Below are 19503 nucleotides of genomic sequence, written 5' to 3'. Positions count from 1 at the left end.
CCTTAAAGTTACTCATCACGAAAGGCCTGGGATGAGCCAAAACATCGCAATGGATAGCGCTCTCTCCGGCGCCAGCGCCTCCATGGCGGGCCCCCATGCCGAAAGGCTTTCATCGCTTGTGACGGCCCAGCGGGCCACGGTGGATCGGGAGACAGGACTTGCCCTCTACCGGGACATGACCCTGGGGCGACGGTTTGAGGACAAGTGCGCCGAGATGTACTACCGGGGCAAGATGTTTGGCTTCGTGCACCTCTACAACGGGCAGGAAGCGGTGAGCACCGGAGTCATCGGTGCCATGAAGCGCCAGCACGACTGGTTCTGCAGCACCTATCGCGATCACGTGCACGCCCTCAGCGCTGGAGTCCCGGCCAGGGAGGTCATGAGTGAGCTGTTCGGGAAAGAAACCGGCTGCAGCAAGGGCCGGGGGGGCTCCATGCACCTGTTTTCCAAGGAGCATCACCTGCTTGGTGGTTATGCCTTCATCGGTGAGGGGATTCCGGTTGCCCTGGGCTCCGCCTTCACGAGCCGCTACAAGCGCGACGCCCTTGGTGATGCCTCAAGCAATGCGGTGACAGCGGCCTTCTTCGGGGACGGCACCTGCAACAACGGCCAGTTCTTTGAATGCCTGAACATGGCCCAGCTTTGGAAGCTGCCCATCATCTTCGTGGTGGAAAACAACAAGTGGGCGATTGGCATGGCCCATGACCGCGCCACCAGTGACCCAGAGATCTGGCGCAAGGCCGGCGCTTTCGGCATGGCCGGTGAAGAGGTGGATGGCATGGATGTTCTGGCCGTGCGCGCTGCCACCCAAAGGGCTCTGGAGCGCGCCCGTGCTGGTGAAGGCCCCACCGTGCTCGAGTGCCTCACCTACCGCTTCCGTGGCCATTCCCTCGCCGACCCCGACGAGCTAAGGGCAGAGGAAGAGAAGCAATTCTGGGCCCAACGCGACCCGCTCAAGGCTCTGGAGCGAGATCTGGTGGGTGCAGGCTTAGCCAGCAGCGAGGATCTACGCGCGATCGAAAAAGAAATCGACGCTGAAGTGCAGGATTGCGTTGACTTCGCCCTCGCAGCTCCAGAACCCGATGGTTCGGAACTGACCCGTTACATCTGGGCCGAAGACTGATCAGGAAGTGACCAGCAACTGATTCAGATGCTCGGCATCCTGCGGGTGAGATTGCGCAGCTTGCGTAGGGCCTTGAGCTCCACCTGACGCACCCGCTCCCGAGACACCTCCATTAGACGGCCGATCTCGGCAAGGGTGTGGCGCTCATTGCCATTCAAACCGAAACGCAAAGCGAGGACGTGCTGCTCCTGCTCACTGAGGTGGGTGAGCCAACGGCCGAGCTGTTCGTGATGAATCGATTGCTCCACCTTGTCGAGCGGCTCATCGGAATTGCTGTCAGCAATGAGATCGCCAAGAAAGCTGCGTCCCTCCTCCCCATTCACGGGAGCATCAAGACTGCTGGTGGTCAGGGCCTGACGCAGCAACGAGTCAAGCTCGTCCATCGGCATCTCCATCGCCTCGGCGATCTCCATGCGACTCGGCATCGCCCCAAGCTTGTGAGCGAGATCGAGGGTCACCTTGCGGATCGTGGTGAGCCGCTCACTCAGGTGAACGGGCAGGCGAATCGTGCGGGATTGACAAGCAATCGCCCGGGTCATGCTCTGACGAATCCACCAAAAGGCATAGGTGGAGAATTTGTAACCACGGGTGGGGTCGAATTTTTCAACAGCTCGCTCTAAGCCAAGAGAACCCTCTTGAATCAGGTCAAGCAACTCCAAACCTTTTCCCTGATATTTCTTTGCAACACTGACAACCAAGCGAAGATTCGCTTTCATCATGCGCTCCTTGGCGCGCTTGCCGACACGAATCATCCGGCGATCCTGAGCACTGTGCGATTCAGAATCCGCCGGCACAGTTCCATCTTCGGTGAGACGCATCATCGCTTGCACCTGATTACCAAGCTCAATCTCCTCAGCAGGAGTCAGCAAAGGAATACGGCCAATTGTTGCGAGATACCAACTGATTGGATCACTGCTGCGTCGCTTTTGAGTCTCAGCAAGACCCGCTGCGAGGGATGCCATTGCGTCTCCGCAAGAAGTGCGTGAAGAGACTTTCCTATGAAAACCAGAAGCAGTGATGTGTTTTCAGCAACCCTTCAGATTCATGAAAGGAAAACGACACAAATGCCTGCTCAAGGGAGCCAATCCAATGGCGCGATGAACGCGCATGCAGCTTTTGCATCAACCACTTACTGCGATTGCAGCTGACGAATCAGGCGCGCCAGGCTGGCCGCCACATCCCCGGCAGCACTCGAACCACGGCAGCGCGCTGCGGCCGTCGCATGCATCAATGCAGCAGCAGCCAACGGTTCCGCCTGCCACTCCATGACCGGTCCCTGAGCCGCCCAGCCTGCGGCGAGGCCGGCCAGCACATCACCCAGGCCGGTGCGGGCCACATGGGCATCCGTCTCAACAAGCTGGCGAACACTGCCATCGGGTGCAGCGATCACGCTGTGGGCACCCTTCAGCAGCACCACAGCACCGGAACACGCGGCTGCCTCCTTGGCAGCCAGCAGCGGGTTGGCCAGATCGATCTGAGGGAACAGTCGACGGAATTCCCCGGCATGGGGCGTGATCCAAGTCACTGCGCGACGCCGCTGCAGCCAGCGCCAGCCCTGATCCGAAAGGGCCAACTGATTGAGGGCATCGGCATCGAGAACCAGCACACCGGGGAACGCAAGCAAGGGAGCTGCCGCCCGATCCCAGGGGCTGCAGGCTGAGCCAAGACCAGGTCCGATCAGCAAGGCATCCAAACGTCCGATGTCCTGACGAGCGAGGGCATCAGCCCAGGCCATGCCACCATCCGCCGCGCTGCCACAATCCGCCTGGCCAGCAACAGCCGCTGTACTGGGAACAGCCGTGGCCACCACCACCTCAGGGACCTGCTGCCAAAGGGATGGCGCGATCGACTCCGGCACGATCGCCTGCACACTGCCAGCACCGCTGGCTAGTGCACCCCGCAAGGCGAGCAGAGCCGCCCCTCGGTATCGATCGCTGCCCGCCACCAGCAACACTCGCCCCCGCTCGTATTTCATGGCCCTTCGTGATGGCTGAGGCCAGGAGAGAGCGTTCAAATCACTGGGCATCAGTCCAAGGCATTCCGCCGAGGAGCCATCGGGCAGCAGACGGTTGGGAATGCCGGCATCCAGCCGATGGAGTGTCCCCACATGGGCAAGGGCCGAGTCCTGCACCAGCCCCTTCTTGATCAGCGCGACCGTCAGGGTCGCCATGGCCACCGCCGCATCCCCCGAATGGGGGATGCCCGTGTCTCCATCCAGGCCAGCGGGCACGTCCAGGCTCACCAGGCGTCCGGGTCGATACTGCTCGCGCTCACGGAACAGAACCGCCAGGGTTTCCGGCAACGGCCGATGCTGACCAAGCCCGAAGAGCGCCTCGATCCAAAGCATCGGGTCCGACGGGTCTGGATCCGCCTCAAGCACAGGCAGCCCAAGCCAGCGGGCATGGCTCCAGTGCTGTTCGGTGAGGGGCTGTCGAATCGGCAGGGGCGCCCAAAGGCGAACCGCTACGCCGGCCTGAGCCAACTCTCTGGCCACCACCAAACCATCACCGCCGTTATGGCCCGGCCCCACGAGCACGAGCACACCCTCACGCAGGAGTTCTGGGCGGGCAAGAAACCAGGCGGCCATCGCCAAGCCCACCTTCTCCATCAACGCCGCAACAGGGAGGCCGCTGGCGAGCCACTCCCGCTCGAGGGTGGTCATCCGCTCCGAACTCACCAACCAGTGATCAGCGTCGGGTGAGGGCCAGGACACGAACAGGCAGCCGGGACCTCACTATGGAGAGATCAGACACAACCGCCCATGGGTTCAGCTCCGGCCACCGATGCAGGGCAACAGGCCCTCGCACGCCTGCGCCTCTGGCCTGGTGAGCACCGCGTCGCGGTTGGTCTCTCGGGCGGGGTCGACAGCTCCCTGACCGCTGCACTCCTGGTGGAGGCCGGATGGCAGGTGGAGGGGCTCACCCTCTGGTTGATGAGCGGCAAGGGCGCCTGCTGCGCCGAGGGGCTGGTGGATGCGGCAGGCATCTGCGAGCAGCTCGAGATTCCGCATCATGTGGTCGATTTCCGAGAGCATTTCAAGGAGCAGATCGTGACCTTCCTGGTGGAGGGTTATGGCAACGGCGTCACACCACTCCCCTGTTCCCGCTGCAATCGTGAGGTGAAATTCGGCCCGATGCTCCGCTGGGCGCAGGACGAGCGCAGCATTTCCAGGATCGCCACAGGCCATTACGCCCGCATCCGCCATGGTGATCAGAGCGACAACGGCCGCCACCAGTTGCTGCGAGGCCTCGACAGCCAAAAAGATCAGAGTTATTTCCTCTACGACCTGCCGCAGGAGGCCCTGGGCCGCCTGGTGTTCCCCCTTGGAGAGCTGACCAAGGGCGACACGCGGGCCGAAGCAGAACGCCATGGTCTACGCACCGCCAAAAAAGCGGAGAGCCAGGACCTTTGCCTGGCGGATCACCACGGCTCCATGCGCGCGTTTCTCGATGCTTACCTGCCTCCCCGCCAGGGGGAGATCGTGCTGCGCGATGGCACCGTTGTGGGGCAGCACGACGGCATCGAGCATTTCACCATTGGCCAGCGCAAGGGTCTGGGGGTGGCCTGGAGCGAGCCACTGCACGTGGTGCGCCTTGATCCAGCCATGAACAGAGTGGTGGTCGCCCCCCGTGCGGACGCCGGGGAAACGGGCTGCAGCGTCGGCGCTGTGAACTGGGTCTCAATCCCAGCCCCTGCCATCGGCGAGGGCCTCACGGTGGAGGTGCAGGTGCGGTACCGCAGCCAGCCGGTGCCCGCCCAACTGGAGGTGATTGAACCGACCGCTGAGGATGCAGCCGCCGATCGCCCCCAACGGGTTCGCCTGCGCTTTGAGGAGCCGCAGTTCTCGATCACCCCCGGCCAGGCGGCGGTGTTCTACGCGGGGGAGCGGGTGCTGGGGGGCGGCCTGATCCAGCAAAACGCCGCCTGAGCACAGCGAGCGCCGCCAACAGGGTGATCAGCCCCAGGGGCCCCTCCCCCCAGCGCACATACCCCGTGCCTCCCTGCTGGGGATGCAGCTCAGCAAGGGCAAGCCCGGAGACACCCGGTCGAAGCAGCCACTGGGTTTGACCATTGGCCGAAACGGTGGCGGTTGGCCCGGTGTTCGCGGCACTAAGCAGAGGCCTGGCGGTCTCGAGACTGCGCAATTGCGCGAGTGCCAGGAATTGATGCTGCAGCAGCACGGGATAGGGGTCGAGGTTGGCGATGGTGAGCAGCCACTGGGCTCCCTCCGCCACCGCCCTGGCGATCGCCGCGCCGTTGCTGAGTTCGTAACAGATGGCCACAGCGGCCGGTGGCCCTGACCACCGCCAAAAGCGTGAGGGCGGGCCGGGCTCCACACCACCCACCGCGGACAGACCGGCTCCAAGCCCTGGCCAGTCGGGCAGCCATTCACCGAGGGGCACCAGCCTGTGCTTGTCGATGGCGGCACTGGGCTGCTCTGCACCCGTTGGAATCAGCAGCAACGCGCTGCGCTGACGCCCCTGCCGCCAGCGGAAACCACCGCTGAGCAGGGGCAGGGGAGCTGGACTGCGCAGACGGGCATCGAGGGGCAGGGTTCCCTCAGGAGCGACGAACCAATCGGCCCCCTGCAGGGCAGCCTGCTCAAGAGCCGATTCCAGGCCGGCGGCCTGACGGGCCTGCTGCTCAGGCTGAAACTTCTCTCGGGTCGGAATCGCTGGCTGCCAGAGGGCCACTCGCCAACCCAGAACAGGCTCAGGGCCAGAAGCAAGAAGACGTCCACCTAGGCCATGGGCCAGCAGCAACACCAGGAGCCCAGCCGCCAACCAGAGGCGCCAGCCCTGCATCCGCAACTGCACCAAGCGCACACCCCGCCAAAGCCACCAGCCCATCAGCAACAACAGGGCCGCCAGCCCTCCGGCACCAATCCAGCGGGCCAAACCAGCAAACCAGGGATCCGCCGGCAACAGCGAACCCCCCACGCCGATCCAAAACAGAGGGGTACGGGAAAGGGCGGTCTCCATCAGGCCCCACACCCCGGCCAGCAACAGAGCGGAGCCGAAGCGACTGCTGTCGATCCAGGTCGCCAGGGCCGCCCAGACCCCCAGCAACAGAGCGGCGACAGCAGCGCAAAAGCCCCAGATCAACAGGGCCAACGGCAGGCTCAGGGGAGCCGGGACCCCGATCCAGGTGAGCGGATGCAAAGCCAGCAGCCAGCGATGACTCACCAGCACAGCCACCGCTGCCCAGAGCGCTGCCGCTGCAGGACGACGCTGAGCCGACCAGAGCAGCGCCAGTGCTGGGATCATCCACAGGGGTCCACCAAGCCACCAGCCCCCCGGCAAGCCAAGCGTCAGACCAGCCAGCAGGCCACCCAGCCCTCCCTGCACCAGGGCCAAGGATCGGTCATTGCCCATGGTCAGCGGCGAAGCGCGAAGCCATCCTGATGGCAGGACCGGATCGGGATCAGCCATGGAGACCGCCAACCCCCTTCAGCAGCTGCTACTGCGAGGCCTGGGCACCACCACGCTTGTGGCGGATCGACTTCGCTATGTGACCCAGGAATGGGTGAGCAGCGGTCGGCTGGATCCCTCCCACGCCAGTGCACTGGTGGACGATGTGCTCAAGGCCCTCAGGGGGGAAACCCCTGAACTGGAGCAGCAGATGGGACGCAATCTCGAGCGCAATCGCGACAACCTGCTGCAGGACCTCGGCCTAGCCAGCCAGAGGGAACTTGATGAACTGCGCGGCCGGATTGACCGTCTTGAGCAACAGTTGCGTCAGCGTGAACGCCAGGAGTGAACCTGCAACAATCAGCTCCTCCCCGCCAATCCAGCTCCGTGCGCGACATTCTGATCAGCTCTGCCGTCTGCGTGGCCTGCCTGATGGTGGCGCTTGTCAGCCAGATCGTGGCCCCATCCACCATCGCCCCTGCCATGGCCGCCACTGCTCCTGCCCTGGAGAAGAGCGCGCCCTCAGCCGCGGCAACCGCACCCATGGAGCTGGATCCTGAGGATCCCAACCCCACACTTTTTGCCATGGCAGCCGACTCCAACCAGGCCGATGCCTCCGCCCTGGGCGGACCAATGAGCGTCGAAAAACCGCAAATCACCGCCAGCGGCCTTCGCATCACCGACCTCGTGGTCGGAACCGGTGCCGAAGCCAGCGCCGGACAAACCGTTGTTGTGAACTACCGCGGCACGCTTGAGAACGGCAAGGAATTCGACAGCAGCTACAACCGCGGACCGTTCAGCTTCCCCCTTGGCGCTGGTCGCGTGATCAAAGGCTGGGATGAAGGCGTGGCCGGCATGAAAGTCGGCGGCAAGCGCAAGCTCGTGATTCCCCCCGATCTCGGCTATGGCAGCCGTGGTGCAGGCGGCATCATTCCCCCCAATGCCACCCTCATCTTTGAAGTGGAACTGCTGGAGGTGAAGGGCTGAGGCTCCGGAGCACGTCTATGGCGGCAGGGCTGTCGTTAGGATCCCGCCGCCGAACGTCATCCCCATGGCCCATACCCTTCCCCAGCTGCCCTACGCCCTGGATGCCCTGGAGCCGCACATCTCCCGCTCCACCCTGGAATTCCACCACGGCAAGCACCACAACGCCTACGTCACCAACCTGAACAAGGCGATTGAGGGAACGGACCTCGACAACAAGAGCCTCGAGGAGGTCATCACCGCAGTGGCCGGTGATGCCAGCAAGGCGGGTGTGTTCAACAACGCTGCTCAGGTCTGGAACCACAGCTTCTACTGGCAGTGCATGAAGCCAGGTGGCGGCGGCCAACCCAGTGGTGCACTGCTCGACAAGATCAACGCTGACTTCGGCAGCTACGAGGCTTTCGTTGAACAGTTCAAGACTGCCGGCGCAACCCAATTCGGCAGCGGCTGGGCCTGGCTGGTGCTCGATAACGGCACCCTGAAGATCACCAAAACCGCTAACGCCGACCTGCCCCTGGCCCATGGCCAGAAGGCTCTGCTCACCATGGATGTGTGGGAGCACGCCTACTACCTCGACTACCAGAACCGTCGCCCTGACTACATCACCACCTACCTCGACAAGCTGGTGAACTGGGACTTCGTGGCTGCCAACCTGGCGGCTGGTTGATCGCTTAGCAGCCCGTTCGTTGCTCTTCAGCAAAGCCCCCGCAACGCGGGGGCTTTTTTTGGTGGCTCAGCAGGACGTTTAGCCCGCAATCAAGGTGCGCAATCCGGCTTCCACATCCGGCTGGCGCATCAGCGCTTCGCCCACCAACACAGCCCCTGCACCAGCGGCCTGAACCCGATCCAGATCGGCGCGACTGAACAGACCCGATTCGCTCACGAGCAGAACCTGCTGCTCCTGAAGTCGCTCCCCGAACTGGGCCGTGAGCGTTTCTGTCGTGGCCAGGTCCGTCTCGAAGCTGGTGAGATCTCGATTATTGATGCCGATGAGAGGGAAGCCCCCCAGGCTGAGCACCCGCTCCAGCTCGTCAACGTCGTGAACCTCCACGAGCACCGTGAGCCCAAGGCTGGAGGCCACCTTGCGCAAGTAAGTGAGATCCTGATCGCTCAGAATGGCCGCGATCAGCAAAGCGGCATCGGCACCTGCTGCCCTGGCCTGATACAGCTGGTATGGGCTGAGGATGAACTCCTTGCAGAGCAGGGGCAGATCCACGGCGTCGCGAACCTCCACCAGCACCTCAAAACCTCCCTGGAAGAAGGTTTTGTCCGTGAGTACCGACAGGCAGCTCGCGCCACCGGCTGCATAGGCACGGGCGATCGCCACAGGGTCAAAGTCCTCCCTGATCACTCCCTTGCTAGGGCTGGCCTTCTTGACTTCTGCAATCACTGCTGGAAGCACTGGCGCAGCACGCAGGGCCGCAAGAAAGTCGCGGGGTGGCGGCAGCTTGGCCACCTTGCTCTTCAACTGATCCAAAGGCATCCGCTGGCGGGCTGCCTCAATCTCCCGGTCTTTCTCCCAAACAATCTTCTCGAGGATGTGGCGGGGTTCCTCCTCGGCGTGGGGGATGGCGTATTCCAGGTGAGCCACCTGGATCCGCGGATTCGGGGGACGGCGCCGGATTTCCATTGCTCAGGCCCCCAAAGCTGCAGCAGCCTGCTTGTAGGCCACTTCCACCACCTCGCTGAGGGTTGGGTGGGTGTGCACCTCGGTGACCAGTTGCCGCACGCTCTGACGACGGGCGACGGCATTGGCGACCTCCTGAATCAGATCAGCCGCATGCAATCCATAAATGTGAGCACCGAGCACCTCACCGCTGGCTTTGTTGAACAGCAGCTTCATCAGGCCGTCACTCTCGAGTTCAGCGAGAGCCTTGGAGTTGGCCTTGAAGTAACTGCGCACCACGCCAAGCTCAAACCCCTGGTCCGCGGCCAGCTGTTTGGCATCCACCTCACTCAGACCCACCGAACTGATCTCCGGATGGGTGAAGGTGGCGGCTGGGATGCTGCGGTAATCAATCTGTCGGGAATGGCCAAGGATGTTGTCCACGGCCACGGTGCCCTGGGCTGCTGCCGTGTGGGCCAGCATCAACTTGCCGGTCACATCGCCGACAGCCCAGAGATGGGGAACGGGCTGGCCATTCACCAGCACGCGCATGCTGTCGTCAATCAGAACGAAGCCTCGATGGGTCTCAACGCCAAGGGCCTCGAGGTTGAGCCCCTTGCTGCTTGGCACCCGGCCCGTGGCCACGAGGACTGCATCCACCTCCAGGGTCTCCACCGGCTCACGGGTCTGCATATCCACCAACTCAATCTGCACCGGTGCACCAGGCTTGATGGATTGAGCCAACACGCCTGAGCGGGCATCGATGTCACGACCATCGATCAGCTTGCGGGCAGCGAGCTTGGCGATATCGGGATCAAAGGTGGGCATCACCCGATCCAACGCTTCGATCATCGTGACCTCACAACCGAGGGCGGTGTAGACGTCGGCAAATTCGAGGCCGATGTAGCCGCTACCGATGATCGCGATCCAGCGGGGCAGCCATTCCAGATTCACCGCCTCATCACTGGTAAACACGCTGCGGCCATCGGTTTCGATGCCTGGCGGCACAAATGGATCGGAGCCCGTGGCCAGAATCACATCGCGGGCCGTGAGCACCCGATCAACACCATTGATTTCACGCACGCCCACCCGCTGACTGCCCTCCAGGCGGCCCTTACCGCGGATGATCGTGACCCCAGAACGCTCGAGAGTCTTGGTGAGGTTGCTACGGATGGTCGCCACGAGCTGGTTGGCGTGATCCGCAATCTTCTGGCGCTCGAAACGCACCGGTGCCGCATGAATTCCGAAACCAGCGAGGTGCTCTGCATCCGCCAGTTCGCGTACGCGACCGCTGGCCGCAAGGAGCGCCTTCGACGGCACACAGCCACGGTTCACGCAGGTGCCGCCCATGTCGCGGGATTCGATGATCGCCGTGCGCAGCCCATGCTCGGCTGCATGCTTGGCGGCATCAAAGCCGCCGTAGCCGGCGCCGATCACGATGACATCAAAGTCGAAACTGGCGTCGCTCACCCGGTCAGCTGCGTTGGAGCGGTCATTGTCGCCCGTCGGCGTTCCAACAGGAGTGGAACGGCGGCCGACGCCACGTTCAACGACTCCACCTTTGCACTGTGGGGAAGGGTGACGCCATGGCTGCAGCAGGCCAGCAGCTCGCCATGAAGCCCGCCCCCCTCATTCCCCAGCACCAGCGCCGTGGGTCGTGTCCAGTCCAGCTCCCAGTAGGGAACCACGGAACAATCGACACGAGCGCCGGGCACGAGGGTGGCGACGACCTGAACGCCCCTGTCCCGCAAGCCCTGGAGTTTCTCAGCCAAGGTGCGCACCCCTGAGTCCTCCCCAGGCCCGAAGCGCTCCACTGGCAATCGGAGAATGGAACCCGCGGAACTCCGCACCACCTTGGTACCGAACGGATCCGCGCCCGAAGCCTGCCAAACCACCTCCACCTCCGCCGCCAGGGCTGTACGCAGCAGCGTTCCGAGGTTGCCTGGGTCCTGGAGGCGATCCAGAGCAAGCACAAACTCGGGCTTGGCCGGGGGTTGAGGCAACGCCGAGAGCGGAAGCAGACAAGCCACCCCGTCGGGATGCACCGTGGATAAGGAGGCCTGCAACACCGTCTCACTCACCTGGTGCACACGCAGGGCTGATGACCACCCCTCCAGCAGCTGGGGATGACGGCTGATCCAGTCGGGAGTGGCCACCAGTTCGGTCACATGAACGGCCGCTTCAGCCCCCTGCAACTCCTGCACGCCATGGGTGCCCTCCAGCAAGAGCAACCCCTCGCGTTCCCGTCCTGCACGGGCTGCGAGCGCCCGAAGGCGCGCAACCAACGGATTACGCCGGCTGGTGATCAGCGGACTCTCCATCGCACGAGCGACCGGATCGTGGGCGCTCAGAACGACTCGTGCTTGCGCACCTTCATGCCGTCATGGAGGCTGAGCTCCTGACCCTGTAGGTCAATGCCCTTCACAGCTGCGATCTCACCCTTGATGCCTTCGGCGGACAGATTTTCAACCAGCTTCTTGATCACCTGATCTTCAACAGCGTTTTGATCAATCGAATCAGGCGTCAAAAACTCCAAGAACTTGCCAACTTTGGCTGCCACCACCTCTGAGGAGTTGGAGATCTTCAGGACAATCATGCTTTGGGTTGGGCAACCCTTTCAAAATAGTGCGGATGGGGAGACTTGAACTCCCACGACATTGCTGCCACTAGTACCTGAAACTAGCGCGTCTACCAATTCCGCCACATCCGCGGGCGTGTGTCGCGCAGGCGACGTGATCGAACATACGGCATCGACCTCCCTCTCATCAGAAGGCTCACACCGCATGCGATCCAGTTTGCGGGCCGGCCGTCTAGACGGTCTCAAACACCCTTGCCAACATGGGGCGTCTCCTTAAGGTCTTCAAGCTATGCCGGCTGCGGCGCCCGTGTCTCAGGAGATTCTCAAGCCGCACCTGGAGATCCAAGGAGGACGCCCCCTCAAGGGTGAGTTGCGCGTGAGTGGCGCCAAGAATTCAGCCCTTGTTTTGATGACTGCCGCCTTGCTTTGCAGCGAGCCTGTCGTCCTCAAGAACGTTCCGCAACTGACCGACATCGATGGAATGTCGGAGATTCTTGAAGCCCTGGGTGTGCGTGTTCAGCGCGACGGCGAGACCGTGGAGATTCACGCCGAACAGCTTCTGCACGGCGAACCTCCCTATGAACTCGTCAATGGTCTTCGGGCCAGCTTCTTTGCGATCGGCTCCATCCTTGGCCGCCTTGGGAGTGCCCGAGTGCCCCTGCCCGGTGGTTGCCGCATCGGTGCCCGCCCTGTTGTGGAACATATCCGTGGCCTCAAGGCCCTCGGAGCCGTTGTGAATGTGGAGCATGGCGTGGTCTCCGCTGCCGTCCCCGGCCGCAGCCGTCGCCTCAAAGGTGACTCGATCGTTCTTGACTGCCCGAGCGTCGGAGCCACCGAGACGATCCTGATGGCCGCCGTTCTGGCCGAAGGCACCAGCGTGATTGAAAACGCGGCTCAAGAGCCGGAAGTGCAAGACCTGGCCAACATGCTCAACGCCATGGGTGCTCGGATCAGCGGCGCCGGCGGTCCCACCATCACTATTGAGGGCGTCACTGAGTTGCACGGCTGCACCTATTCGGTGATCCCCGACAGGATTGAAGCCGGCACTTTCCTGCTCGCTGCAGCGATCACTCGCTCCACCCTCAGGGTTGCCCCCGTGGTCCCTGAGCACCTCAGCGCTGTGCTCCAAAAGCTTCGTGATTGTGGCTGCCAGCTCGACATTGACGAGGAGGGCATCACCATCACCCCAGGCGAGATCCAGGGTGTCGATCTCACAACGCAACCCTTCCCCGGATTCCCAACCGACCTGCAGGCGCCGTTCATGGCCCTGCTGACAACCGCCCGCGGCACCAGTGTGATCACCGAAAAGATCTACGAAAACCGCATGCAACACGTGGCCGAACTGCAGCGCATGGGTGCCTCGATCCGCTTGCAAGGCAACACCGCCGTGGTGGAAGGGGTGCCTCAGCTCACCGCTGCACCGGTGACCGGCAGCGATCTCCGGGCCGCCGCTGCGATGGTGCTGGCTGGTCTGGCAGCCCGCGGCACCAGCCAGGTGTCAGGGCTCAACCATCTCGATCGTGGCTACGACACCATCGAGGCCAAGCTCTGCGCCACAGGCGCCCAGCTGCAACGCCGCGAAGACTGATCGGTACGGATCAGAGGGCGCTCGCATAACATCAGCGGCAGGGGAGCGTGCCGGAATTGGTAGACGGACTCGACTCAAAATCGAGCGCCTTCGGGCATGTGGGTTCAAGTCCCACCGCTCCCACTGCTGTGATGGGCACCTACGGACGCTTCCCGATCACCCTTGTGCGTGGTCAGGGTTGCTGGGTGCGCGATCACCGCGGCCGGCGTTATCTCGATGCAGTGGCTGGCATCGCCACCTGCACCCTGGGTCACAGCGACCCGGCGATGCGCAGGGCTCTGTCCCAGCAGCTAAGGCGGTTGCAGCATGTCTCGAATCTCTATCGGATTCAAGAGCAGGAAGATCTGGCCCGTTGGCTGGTGGATCACAGCTGTGCTGACAGCGTCTTCTTCTGCAATTCAGGCGCTGAAGCCAATGAAGCGGCCATCAAGCTGGCCCGCAAACACGGTCACACCGTCCGCGGCATCGATCGCCCCGTGATCCTCACAGCCCAATCGAGCTTTCACGGGCGCACCCTGGCAGCGGTCAGCGCCACGGGACAGCCCCGGTATCACGCGGGCTTTGAACCCATGGTGGAAGGCTTCGAGACCTTCCCATACAACGACCTCCACGGTTTCGAGGCTCTGCTCAACCGGATGGAGGCCAATGGTCCGCGTGTGGCAGCAGTTCTGCTCGAACCGCTCCAGGGCGAAGGCGGTGTCAATCCCGGCACAGTCGACTTCTTCCGTGCCGTCAGGGAGCACTGCAGCCAGCGCAAGATCCTGCTGATCCTCGATGAGGTGCAAACGGGCATGGGTCGAACCGGTTGTCTCTGGGGCTACGAGCAGCTGGGCATCGAACCGGATGCCTTCACGCTGGCCAAGGGCCTTGGCGGTGGACATGCGATCGGGGCCCTGCTGGTGCAGCAGCACGCCGACCATTTCAAGCCAGGTGACCACGCCAGCACATTCGGGGGCAATCCTTTTGCCTGTCGCGCCGGACTCACCGTGGCCAGGGAGCTCCAACGTCGTCACCTACTGGCCAATGTCGATGCCAGAGCCGAGCAGCTGCGAACGGGTCTACAAACCTTGGTAGCGCGTCATCCCGACCAACTCAGCGGCGTACGGGGCTGGGGGCTCTTGCAGGGTCTCGTGCTGCGGGAGGAGGGATCGTTCCAAGCAGCCGACGTCGTGAAAGCAGCCCTTGATCAGGGGTTACTGCTGGTGGCGGCCGGTCCACAGGTGGTGCGGATGGTGCCACCGCTGGTGATCAATCGCCGCGAGGTGACGAGTTTGATTCGCCGCCTTGCTGCCGCTCTGGAGAGCCTGCAGGCGTGAATTTCAACGATCTGCTCTCGCCGTTTGATCAGCGGGGCATGGATCTCTCCCTGGCGCGGATGAACCGTGCGTTGAAGCAGCTGGGATCCCCCACCGAAAGCATCCCCGCGGTGCAGGTGGTGGGCACCAACGGCAAGGGCTCCATTGCCACGCTGATTCACAGCGCTCTCACGGCGGCCGGCATCCACTCCGGTCTCACCACGTCTCCCCATCTGATCGACTGGTGCGAACGCATCCGCGTGGATGGGCAGACCATCCGGCCTGAAACCCTGCGCCAACGACTGATCGAGCTTCAGCCGCTGGCGCGCCAGGAAAACCTCACGCCTTTCGAGCTGCTCATCACCGCGGCCCTGATTCACTTCCAAGCCGAATCCGTTCAATGGCTCGTGCTGGAAGCTGGCCTGGGCGGACGCCTTGATGCGACCACGGCCCACCCGAATCGCCCCCTGGTGGCGGTGGCCTCGATCGGCCTCGATCACTGTGAGCATCTGGGGGTGACGCTGACGGCGGTGGCGGGAGAGAAAGCGGCCGTCATCCAAGCCGGTGCCACGGTGATCACCGCCCCCCAGGCAGCCGAGGTGAACGCCGTGCTCGCCCGCCGCTGCGATCAGGTGGGAGCCCAACTGATTCAAGTCAGCCCCCTGGGTGCCGACTGGCAGCTGGGGCTGGATGGCATCTGGCAACGGGACAACGGCGCTGTGGCGCTGGAGGTGCTGCAGCAGATCGCCGCCCGAGGCTGGCCGGTGGATGCGGCCAGCATTCGCCACGGCTTCGCCGCGGCCCGATGGCCAGGACGTCTTCAACCACTGCTCTGGCGCCAGCGACAGGTTCTGGTGGATGGCGCCCATAATCCGCCAGCGGCCGAGCGACTCGCAGGGGAGCGCGCCCATTGGAGCGGTCAGAGTCTGGGTTTGAACTGGATTCTGGGCATCCAGAGCCACAAGGAGGCTCCAGCGATGCTTCGCAGCCTGCTGCAACCCCAGGACCGCGCTTGGATCGTGCCGGTGAACGGCCACCGCAGTTGGAGCGCCGAGGCCCTCAAGGCCTCCTGCCCAGAACTCGCAACCCAGCTGCGAGAGGCCGACGGCCGCGAGCCAGTGGAAACCGCCCTGGAGCAGCTGGAACAGGCGGGATGGCCGCAGGCGCGCCCGGTGATTGCCGGATCGCTCTATCTGCTGGGGGATCTGCTCGGGCGCGGCCTTCTCCGGGCAGAGTGAAGACCCTGCCGCCGCGCGCCCGTCATGCCAAACCTTTTGCTGTCGCTACGCCGCTGGCTGAACCACTTCCTGATCAGCGCACTCCTGATCGGCCTGGCCGTTGGCCCCATCGAAGCAGTCCAGGCGTTGGACACCAGTTCTGGAGTGGGCCTTCAGGACAAGGCACTGTTTCAGGCGCGGGTGGATTACACCCTCACCAATCAAAGCGGCCATGACTTCCATGGTCAGGACCTGAGGAACACATCGTTTGCCGGCGCCGTGGGCCGAGGCGCCGATTTCAGCGCTGCCGATCTGCACGGAGCCATCTTCACCCAGGGGGCCTTCGCTGATGCTGATTTCAGGGGCGCCGATCTGTCCGATGCCCTAATGGACCGGGCTGATTTCACGGGCACCGACCTGCGCGAGGCGCTGCTGAGCGGCGTGATTGCATCCGGGAGCAGCTTCGCCGGGGCCCGCATCGAAGGGGCAGATTTCAGCGATGCCCTGCTGGATCGTGATGATGTGCGCCGCTTATGCCAAGACGCAGAGGGCGTCCACCCCGGCACTGGCGTGGCCACCCGCGACAGTCTTGGCTGTTAAAGCAAAGCAGCTGTTAAGGCAGACCAGCTGTTAAGGCCAATCAGCCCGTCCAGCCCCTCAGCTTTCCTGGGTTGAGCAATCCCTTGGGATCAAACCGAGCCTTGGCCGCCACCTGGTCACCGTCAATGACCCCCAGCCCCCCGTCCTCCACCGTGAGCACATGGGGGTTAAACAACACTGCGCCGAGGGAACGGCACTGCGCCATCAAGCGCTCCAGAGCCTCAACGCCGCGCCAACGCACCAGTGGCAGGGCGGCCAGGCGGGCCCCACCCCAATGGCGCACCCCCTCGAGATGCCAAAGCAGATCATCCCCCCAGTCGACCCGCAAGGCCTCGATCAGAGCCTGTTCTGGCTGGGGAAGCAGCATCTGCAGATAGGTCCAACCGGGCTCTGCGCTTCGGCAGTGCAGCGTGGTGTGGTTCCAGCTCAGCTCCCGCAGACCGTTGCCGCGGTGGGCGGCCTCCGCTCCGATTCGCACGATGATGGCGTTTGAGCGGGCGGCAAGACGCTCAAGCGTGGCAACACCATCAGGTGCCACCAGCAGCAGCAAGCGATGACGGCCACCCGCCGGGCCACTCCAAGGGGGCAGCCGATCGACAATCGATCGATCGAGCAGGGTGCAGAGATGCAGCTCAAGGGCGGAGCGCTGACAGAGCGTGGCCAACTGCAAGGCATCTCCCCAGTCATCACAGTCGATGCTCACTTCCTGCCACGGCACCCTCGGCGCCGTGGCCAGCTGCAGAGCCGTGAGGATTCCGTTGGTTCCGTAGGCGTGATTGAGAGCTTCTGCATCGGCCCCGTCAAGCCGCAGCAACCGTGGTTCCGGCTCCAGGGTCACCAGCTCAAGGCCGAGCAGATGACCCGGATCCCTGAGAAATCCCCAGCGCACCGAACCGATACCGCCGGATCCCCCGGCGATGAAGCCACCCACGCTGGCGCTGCGCCAGGTGCTCGGCAGCAAGCGGAGCTGACGACCGTGGGCACCCAGAGACTGATCCAACTCCTTGAGCAGACAACCGCTCTCCACCTCCACCACGCCGCTATCGGCCTCGATGGCGCGCACACGATTCAGGGCTGTCATCACCATCACCACCCCTCCCTCGAGAGGCACGCATTGGCCGTAATTCCCCGTCCCCGCTCCCCTAAGGGTGAGCGGCACCTGATGGCGTGCACAGACAGCAGCCACCGCCATCACGGCAGCAACGCTCTCAGGTCGCACCACCAGATCGGCACGGCAGCTCCTCAGCCGCTCGAGCAGCACCGGTGAATAGTCGAAGGCATCACGGGAGAATCGCTCCAGATCAGCGGGATCACGCCAAACGCTCAGCTGCTCCAGCCCGGTGAGCTCCTCGAGCAATCCCTCCAGAACTCTCGGTTCCATGGCCTTGGCCCGCGGTCGCTGCGCTCAGTGTTGCAACTCTGCGTGACCCGGGAACGGGTCCAGCCATTCGCCGTTGATCAACACGCGCCGACGGGGCGGCTCCGACAGCGCCTCAGACCAACTGGACGCCTCGAGAAGCATCAGATCCGCCGGTGCTCCAGGCCGCAAAACACCATCCCAGATGAGCCCCATCAACCGGGCTGCTTCGCTGCTGAAGGGTTCCAGTCCAAGCTTTTCCCAAGGAGCCAGATGCGCCTTGAACAAGCTGGCAGCCATTAAGGCCAGCGGATCGAGGTTGCCGCCAGGGAACCAGCAGTCCTGAATGTTGTCGCCTCCCACCGCAACACGCACACCGGCACGCTGGAGCTGACGGATCGGTGCCAGGGGCTGGCGATAGGGCGTGCTGTCTCGCTGACGGCCCAACAGCCAACCGTTGGTCAGGGGCAGGGCCACCACCTGAAGCTGATGCTCCGCCATCCGATCCGCGAGCCGTCGCAGCGGTTCAGCCCTAAGCAACGCGAGGCTGCTGGCATGGCTGCAGGTGACCGGCACAGACAGCGACAGACCGTGCATGCTTCGCAGCAGCTGTCCCACACCAGCGGCGGGATAGGCATCGGCCTCATCGATATGCAGATCCACCCCGCAGCCGAGCTCCTCCGCGAGCTCCAGCAAGCGACGCAGGGCAGCGCGCATGTCCCGGCCAGGGCAAGGCGATGGAATCACCCCACCGAGCAAGCCGCCCCGGGAGGCGATCCAGGCCGCCAGGCGCTGCCCATCGGAGCTTGACCAGTGCTCCACCGGTAACAGGGCCACCAGCTGCAAATCGATGCGATCACGCCAGTGCTGGCGCAGATCCAGCAGGGCCTCCCAACTGCAAACGGCACCGGGCCCGAGGCTGTCGATATGACTGCGGATCGCTCTGACGCCATGGCGGCAGGCCAAACGCAAAGCCCGTTCACCGCGGGCATGCACCAGCTCGGCCGTGCGGGTCTGGTGCTCCCGCAAATTGGCCGCCATCGCACCGTCGTAGGTGCCGCTGAGATTGGGATACTCCGACCAGCTGAAGGCTTTGTCGAGATGGGCATGGGGCTCCACCAGGCGCGGCAGCACCATGCCATCAGGCGGCGAATGCTCGGCGCTGATCGGCCGCAGTGCCGTGAGCACACCCCCCTGCCAAGCCAGCTCCACGGCCACCAATCCTTCAGCGCTCGAGCGAGGCCTCGCCTGCTCCGGAAGCTGAAGCAGCAGATCGGGCACCCAGGCCCTGATCGTTCCACCTGCGCCACCCTGCTGAACTATGGAGCTGAAGGAACGGTTCACTCCAGCCGCCCCCCATCAGCACGGCTGCTGAGGGTGATGAAATGACCGGCCAGGCCGAGGGTGGTGATCGTGTATCCAGGCAATCGCAGCGACGGGAGCAGATCCTGACCGCCCACCCTGGTGGTGAACACGCTGGCCACACCAAGATTGAGACGCTGCGTGAAACGGCCAGCCAGGGTTTCCAGGCCGGCACGCTGATCAGCCACCAGACGGGGACAATCTCGGATCCAGAGGCGTAGCACCATGGGCAACCCCTGGCGGTCGCACAGCTCCTCGGTGGCGAGTCGCACCAGCTGAGCACCGGCGTGCTGCTTGTAATCGCCCATCGAGGGGTTGGTCACCACCAGGGCACTGCCGGCAGCAAGAACCATCACCCCGCAGGCCAGCTGTGCCTGACTAA

General features: G+C 63.7%; 19 protein-coding genes and 2 tRNA genes. 10 read left to right on the top strand and 11 right to left on the bottom strand.

The window, feature by feature from the left end:
• The first annotated feature begins 31 nt into the window (after nucleotides 1–31).
• On the top strand, nucleotides 32–1123 hold the full coding sequence (gene pdhA / locus CWE17_RS08530) for a pyruvate dehydrogenase (acetyl-transferring) E1 component subunit alpha (protein WP_131456226.1): 1092 nt from the start codon (nucleotides 32–34) through the stop codon (nucleotides 1121–1123).
• A gap of 23 nt (nucleotides 1124–1146) precedes the next feature.
• Here the strand turns inward: pdhA and CWE17_RS08525 are convergent, their stop codons facing one another.
• The gene (locus tag CWE17_RS08525) at nucleotides 1147–2085 is read right to left on the bottom strand and encodes an RpoD/SigA family RNA polymerase sigma factor (protein WP_131456224.1); all 939 of its coding nucleotides are present in this window, start codon (nucleotides 2083–2085) and stop codon (nucleotides 1147–1149) included.
• Between the two features lie 167 nt (nucleotides 2086–2252).
• The gene (locus tag CWE17_RS08520; protein WP_240789337.1) at nucleotides 2253–3785 is read right to left on the bottom strand and encodes an NAD(P)H-hydrate dehydratase; all 1533 of its coding nucleotides are present in this window, start codon (nucleotides 3783–3785) and stop codon (nucleotides 2253–2255) included.
• A 99-nt stretch (nucleotides 3786–3884) separates the two neighbouring features.
• On the opposite strand from CWE17_RS08520, the gene mnmA reads away from it, so the two are divergent.
• Complete coding sequence (mnmA, locus tag CWE17_RS08515) at nucleotides 3885–5051, top strand: tRNA 2-thiouridine(34) synthase MnmA (protein WP_131456220.1); 1167 nt, start codon at nucleotides 3885–3887, stop codon at nucleotides 5049–5051.
• Here mnmA and CWE17_RS08510 read toward each other — a convergent pair.
• Nucleotides 4972–6498 (bottom strand): apolipoprotein N-acyltransferase, encoded by a 1527-nt coding sequence (locus CWE17_RS08510; RefSeq protein ID WP_131456540.1) that lies wholly within the window; start codon nucleotides 6496–6498, stop codon nucleotides 4972–4974. The genes mnmA and CWE17_RS08510 overlap by 80 nt on opposite strands.
• 55 nt (nucleotides 6499–6553) lie before the next feature.
• Between CWE17_RS08510 and CWE17_RS08505 the strand changes: the two genes are divergently transcribed.
• The 3 genes from CWE17_RS08505 (at nucleotide 6554) to CWE17_RS08495 (ending at nucleotide 8185) form a co-directional block, all read left to right on the top strand.
• Nucleotides 6554–6883: a phasin family protein gene (locus CWE17_RS08505; RefSeq protein WP_131456218.1), complete on the top strand. Its 330-nt coding sequence runs from the start codon at nucleotides 6554–6556 to the stop codon at nucleotides 6881–6883.
• A gap of 38 nt (nucleotides 6884–6921) precedes the next feature.
• Nucleotides 6922–7521 carry an FKBP-type peptidyl-prolyl cis-trans isomerase gene (locus tag CWE17_RS08500; RefSeq protein WP_131456216.1) on the top strand — a complete coding sequence of 200 codons (600 nt, stop codon included), beginning with the start codon at nucleotides 6922–6924 and terminating at the stop codon, nucleotides 7519–7521.
• Nucleotides 7522–7585: 64 nt separating this feature from the next.
• Entirely contained in the window at nucleotides 7586–8185 is a 600-nt protein-coding gene (locus CWE17_RS08495; RefSeq protein WP_131456214.1) for a superoxide dismutase, read from the top strand.
• 78 nt (nucleotides 8186–8263) lie between these two features.
• On the opposite strand, the gene trpC is transcribed toward CWE17_RS08495, so the two are convergent.
• The 5 genes from trpC to CWE17_RS08470 all read right to left on the bottom strand — a co-directional run bounded on the left by trpC (nucleotide 8264) and on the right by CWE17_RS08470 (nucleotide 11834).
• On the bottom strand, nucleotides 8264–9148 hold the full coding sequence (trpC, locus tag CWE17_RS08490; protein ID WP_131456212.1) for an indole-3-glycerol phosphate synthase TrpC: 885 nt from the start codon (nucleotides 9146–9148) through the stop codon (nucleotides 8264–8266).
• 3 nt (nucleotides 9149–9151) lie between these two features.
• On the bottom strand, nucleotides 9152–10594 hold the full coding sequence (gene lpdA, locus CWE17_RS08485; protein WP_131456209.1) for a dihydrolipoyl dehydrogenase: 1443 nt from the start codon (nucleotides 10592–10594) through the stop codon (nucleotides 9152–9154).
• Nucleotides 10591–11445, bottom strand: coding sequence for an RNA methyltransferase (locus CWE17_RS08480; RefSeq protein ID WP_131456207.1), 855 nt, complete (start codon nucleotides 11443–11445; stop codon nucleotides 10591–10593). Before CWE17_RS08480 ends, lpdA begins: the two co-directional genes overlap by 4 nt.
• Nucleotides 11446–11471: 26 nt before the next feature.
• On the bottom strand, nucleotides 11472–11720 hold the full coding sequence (locus CWE17_RS08475; protein WP_131456205.1) for a hypothetical protein: 249 nt from the start codon (nucleotides 11718–11720) through the stop codon (nucleotides 11472–11474).
• A 30-nt stretch (nucleotides 11721–11750) separates the two neighbouring features.
• Nucleotides 11751–11834 (bottom strand) — tRNA-Leu (locus tag CWE17_RS08470).
• A gap of 157 nt (nucleotides 11835–11991) precedes the next feature.
• Between CWE17_RS08470 and murA the strand changes: the two genes are divergently transcribed.
• The 5 genes from murA (at nucleotide 11992) to CWE17_RS08445 (ending at nucleotide 16402) form a co-directional block, all read left to right on the top strand.
• Complete coding sequence (gene murA, locus CWE17_RS08465; RefSeq protein WP_131456203.1) at nucleotides 11992–13290, top strand: UDP-N-acetylglucosamine 1-carboxyvinyltransferase; 1299 nt, start codon at nucleotides 11992–11994, stop codon at nucleotides 13288–13290.
• Between the two features lie 41 nt (nucleotides 13291–13331).
• A tRNA-Leu gene (locus tag CWE17_RS08460) sits at nucleotides 13332–13413 on the top strand.
• An 8-nt stretch (nucleotides 13414–13421) separates the two neighbouring features.
• Nucleotides 13422–14606, top strand: a complete 1185-nt coding sequence (locus tag CWE17_RS08455) for an aspartate aminotransferase family protein (protein ID WP_131456536.1) — start codon at nucleotides 13422–13424, stop codon at nucleotides 14604–14606.
• On the top strand, nucleotides 14603–15823 hold the full coding sequence (locus tag CWE17_RS08450) for a dihydrofolate synthase (RefSeq protein WP_240789336.1): 1221 nt from the start codon (nucleotides 14603–14605) through the stop codon (nucleotides 15821–15823). The genes CWE17_RS08455 and CWE17_RS08450 overlap by 4 nt, the downstream gene beginning before the upstream one ends.
• A gap of 24 nt (nucleotides 15824–15847) precedes the next feature.
• Entirely contained in the window at nucleotides 15848–16402 is a 555-nt protein-coding gene (locus CWE17_RS08445; RefSeq protein ID WP_131456200.1) for a pentapeptide repeat-containing protein, read from the top strand.
• Nucleotides 16403–16442: 40 nt separating this feature from the next.
• On the opposite strand, the gene CWE17_RS08440 is transcribed toward CWE17_RS08445, so the two are convergent.
• The 3 genes from CWE17_RS08440 to CWE17_RS08430 are packed head-to-tail and all read right to left on the bottom strand — an operon-like array spanning nucleotide 16443 to nucleotide 19474.
• Nucleotides 16443–17783 (bottom strand): FAD-binding oxidoreductase, encoded by a 1341-nt coding sequence (locus CWE17_RS08440; RefSeq protein WP_131456198.1) that lies wholly within the window; start codon nucleotides 17781–17783, stop codon nucleotides 16443–16445.
• A gap of 24 nt (nucleotides 17784–17807) precedes the next feature.
• Nucleotides 17808–19103: an amidohydrolase family protein gene (locus CWE17_RS08435; RefSeq protein ID WP_240789335.1), complete on the bottom strand. Its 1296-nt coding sequence runs from the start codon at nucleotides 19101–19103 to the stop codon at nucleotides 17808–17810.
• The gene (locus CWE17_RS08430; protein ID WP_131456196.1) at nucleotides 19100–19474 is read right to left on the bottom strand and encodes a DUF4359 domain-containing protein; all 375 of its coding nucleotides are present in this window, start codon (nucleotides 19472–19474) and stop codon (nucleotides 19100–19102) included. The genes CWE17_RS08435 and CWE17_RS08430 overlap by 4 nt, the downstream gene beginning before the upstream one ends.
• Nucleotides 19475–19503 lie beyond the last annotated feature (29 nt).

The sequence above is a fragment of the Synechococcus sp. BS56D genome, from assembly GCF_004332405.1.
In the GTDB taxonomy this organism is placed as follows: domain Bacteria; phylum Cyanobacteriota; class Cyanobacteriia; order PCC-6307; family Cyanobiaceae; genus Synechococcus_C.
This window is presented reverse-complemented; position numbering and strand designations above follow the sequence as displayed.

Excerpts from the sequence above, each read along its gene's own strand:
- pdhA (WP_131456226.1), top strand. The coding sequence starts at position 32 with ATGAGCCAAAACATCGCAATGGATAGCGCTCTCTCCGGCGCCAGCGCC.
- CWE17_RS08525 (WP_131456224.1), bottom strand. The coding sequence starts at position 2,085 with ATGGCATCCCTCGCAGCGGGTCTTGCTGAGACTCAAAAGCGACGCAGC.
- CWE17_RS08520 (WP_240789337.1), bottom strand. The coding sequence starts at position 3,785 with ATGACCACCCTCGAGCGGGAGTGGCTCGCCAGCGGCCTCCCTGTTGCG.
- mnmA (WP_131456220.1), top strand. The coding sequence starts at position 3,885 with ATGGGTTCAGCTCCGGCCACCGATGCAGGGCAACAGGCCCTCGCACGC.
- CWE17_RS08510 (WP_131456540.1), bottom strand. The coding sequence starts at position 6,498 with ATGGGCAATGACCGATCCTTGGCCCTGGTGCAGGGAGGGCTGGGTGGC.
- CWE17_RS08505 (WP_131456218.1), top strand. The coding sequence starts at position 6,554 with ATGGAGACCGCCAACCCCCTTCAGCAGCTGCTACTGCGAGGCCTGGGC.
- CWE17_RS08495 (WP_131456214.1), top strand. The coding sequence starts at position 7,586 with ATGGCCCATACCCTTCCCCAGCTGCCCTACGCCCTGGATGCCCTGGAG.
- trpC (WP_131456212.1), bottom strand. The coding sequence starts at position 9,148 with ATGGAAATCCGGCGCCGTCCCCCGAATCCGCGGATCCAGGTGGCTCAC.
- CWE17_RS08480 (WP_131456207.1), bottom strand. The coding sequence starts at position 11,445 with ATGGAGAGTCCGCTGATCACCAGCCGGCGTAATCCGTTGGTTGCGCGC.
- CWE17_RS08475 (WP_131456205.1), bottom strand. The coding sequence starts at position 11,720 with ATGATTGTCCTGAAGATCTCCAACTCCTCAGAGGTGGTGGCAGCCAAA.
- murA (WP_131456203.1), top strand. The coding sequence starts at position 11,992 with ATGCCGGCTGCGGCGCCCGTGTCTCAGGAGATTCTCAAGCCGCACCTG.
- CWE17_RS08455 (WP_131456536.1), top strand. The coding sequence starts at position 13,422 with ATGGGCACCTACGGACGCTTCCCGATCACCCTTGTGCGTGGTCAGGGT.
- CWE17_RS08445 (WP_131456200.1), top strand. The coding sequence starts at position 15,848 with ATGCCAAACCTTTTGCTGTCGCTACGCCGCTGGCTGAACCACTTCCTG.
- CWE17_RS08440 (WP_131456198.1), bottom strand. The coding sequence starts at position 17,783 with ATGGAACCGAGAGTTCTGGAGGGATTGCTCGAGGAGCTCACCGGGCTG.
- CWE17_RS08430 (WP_131456196.1), bottom strand. The coding sequence starts at position 19,474 with ATGGTTCTTGCTGCCGGCAGTGCCCTGGTGGTGACCAACCCCTCGATG.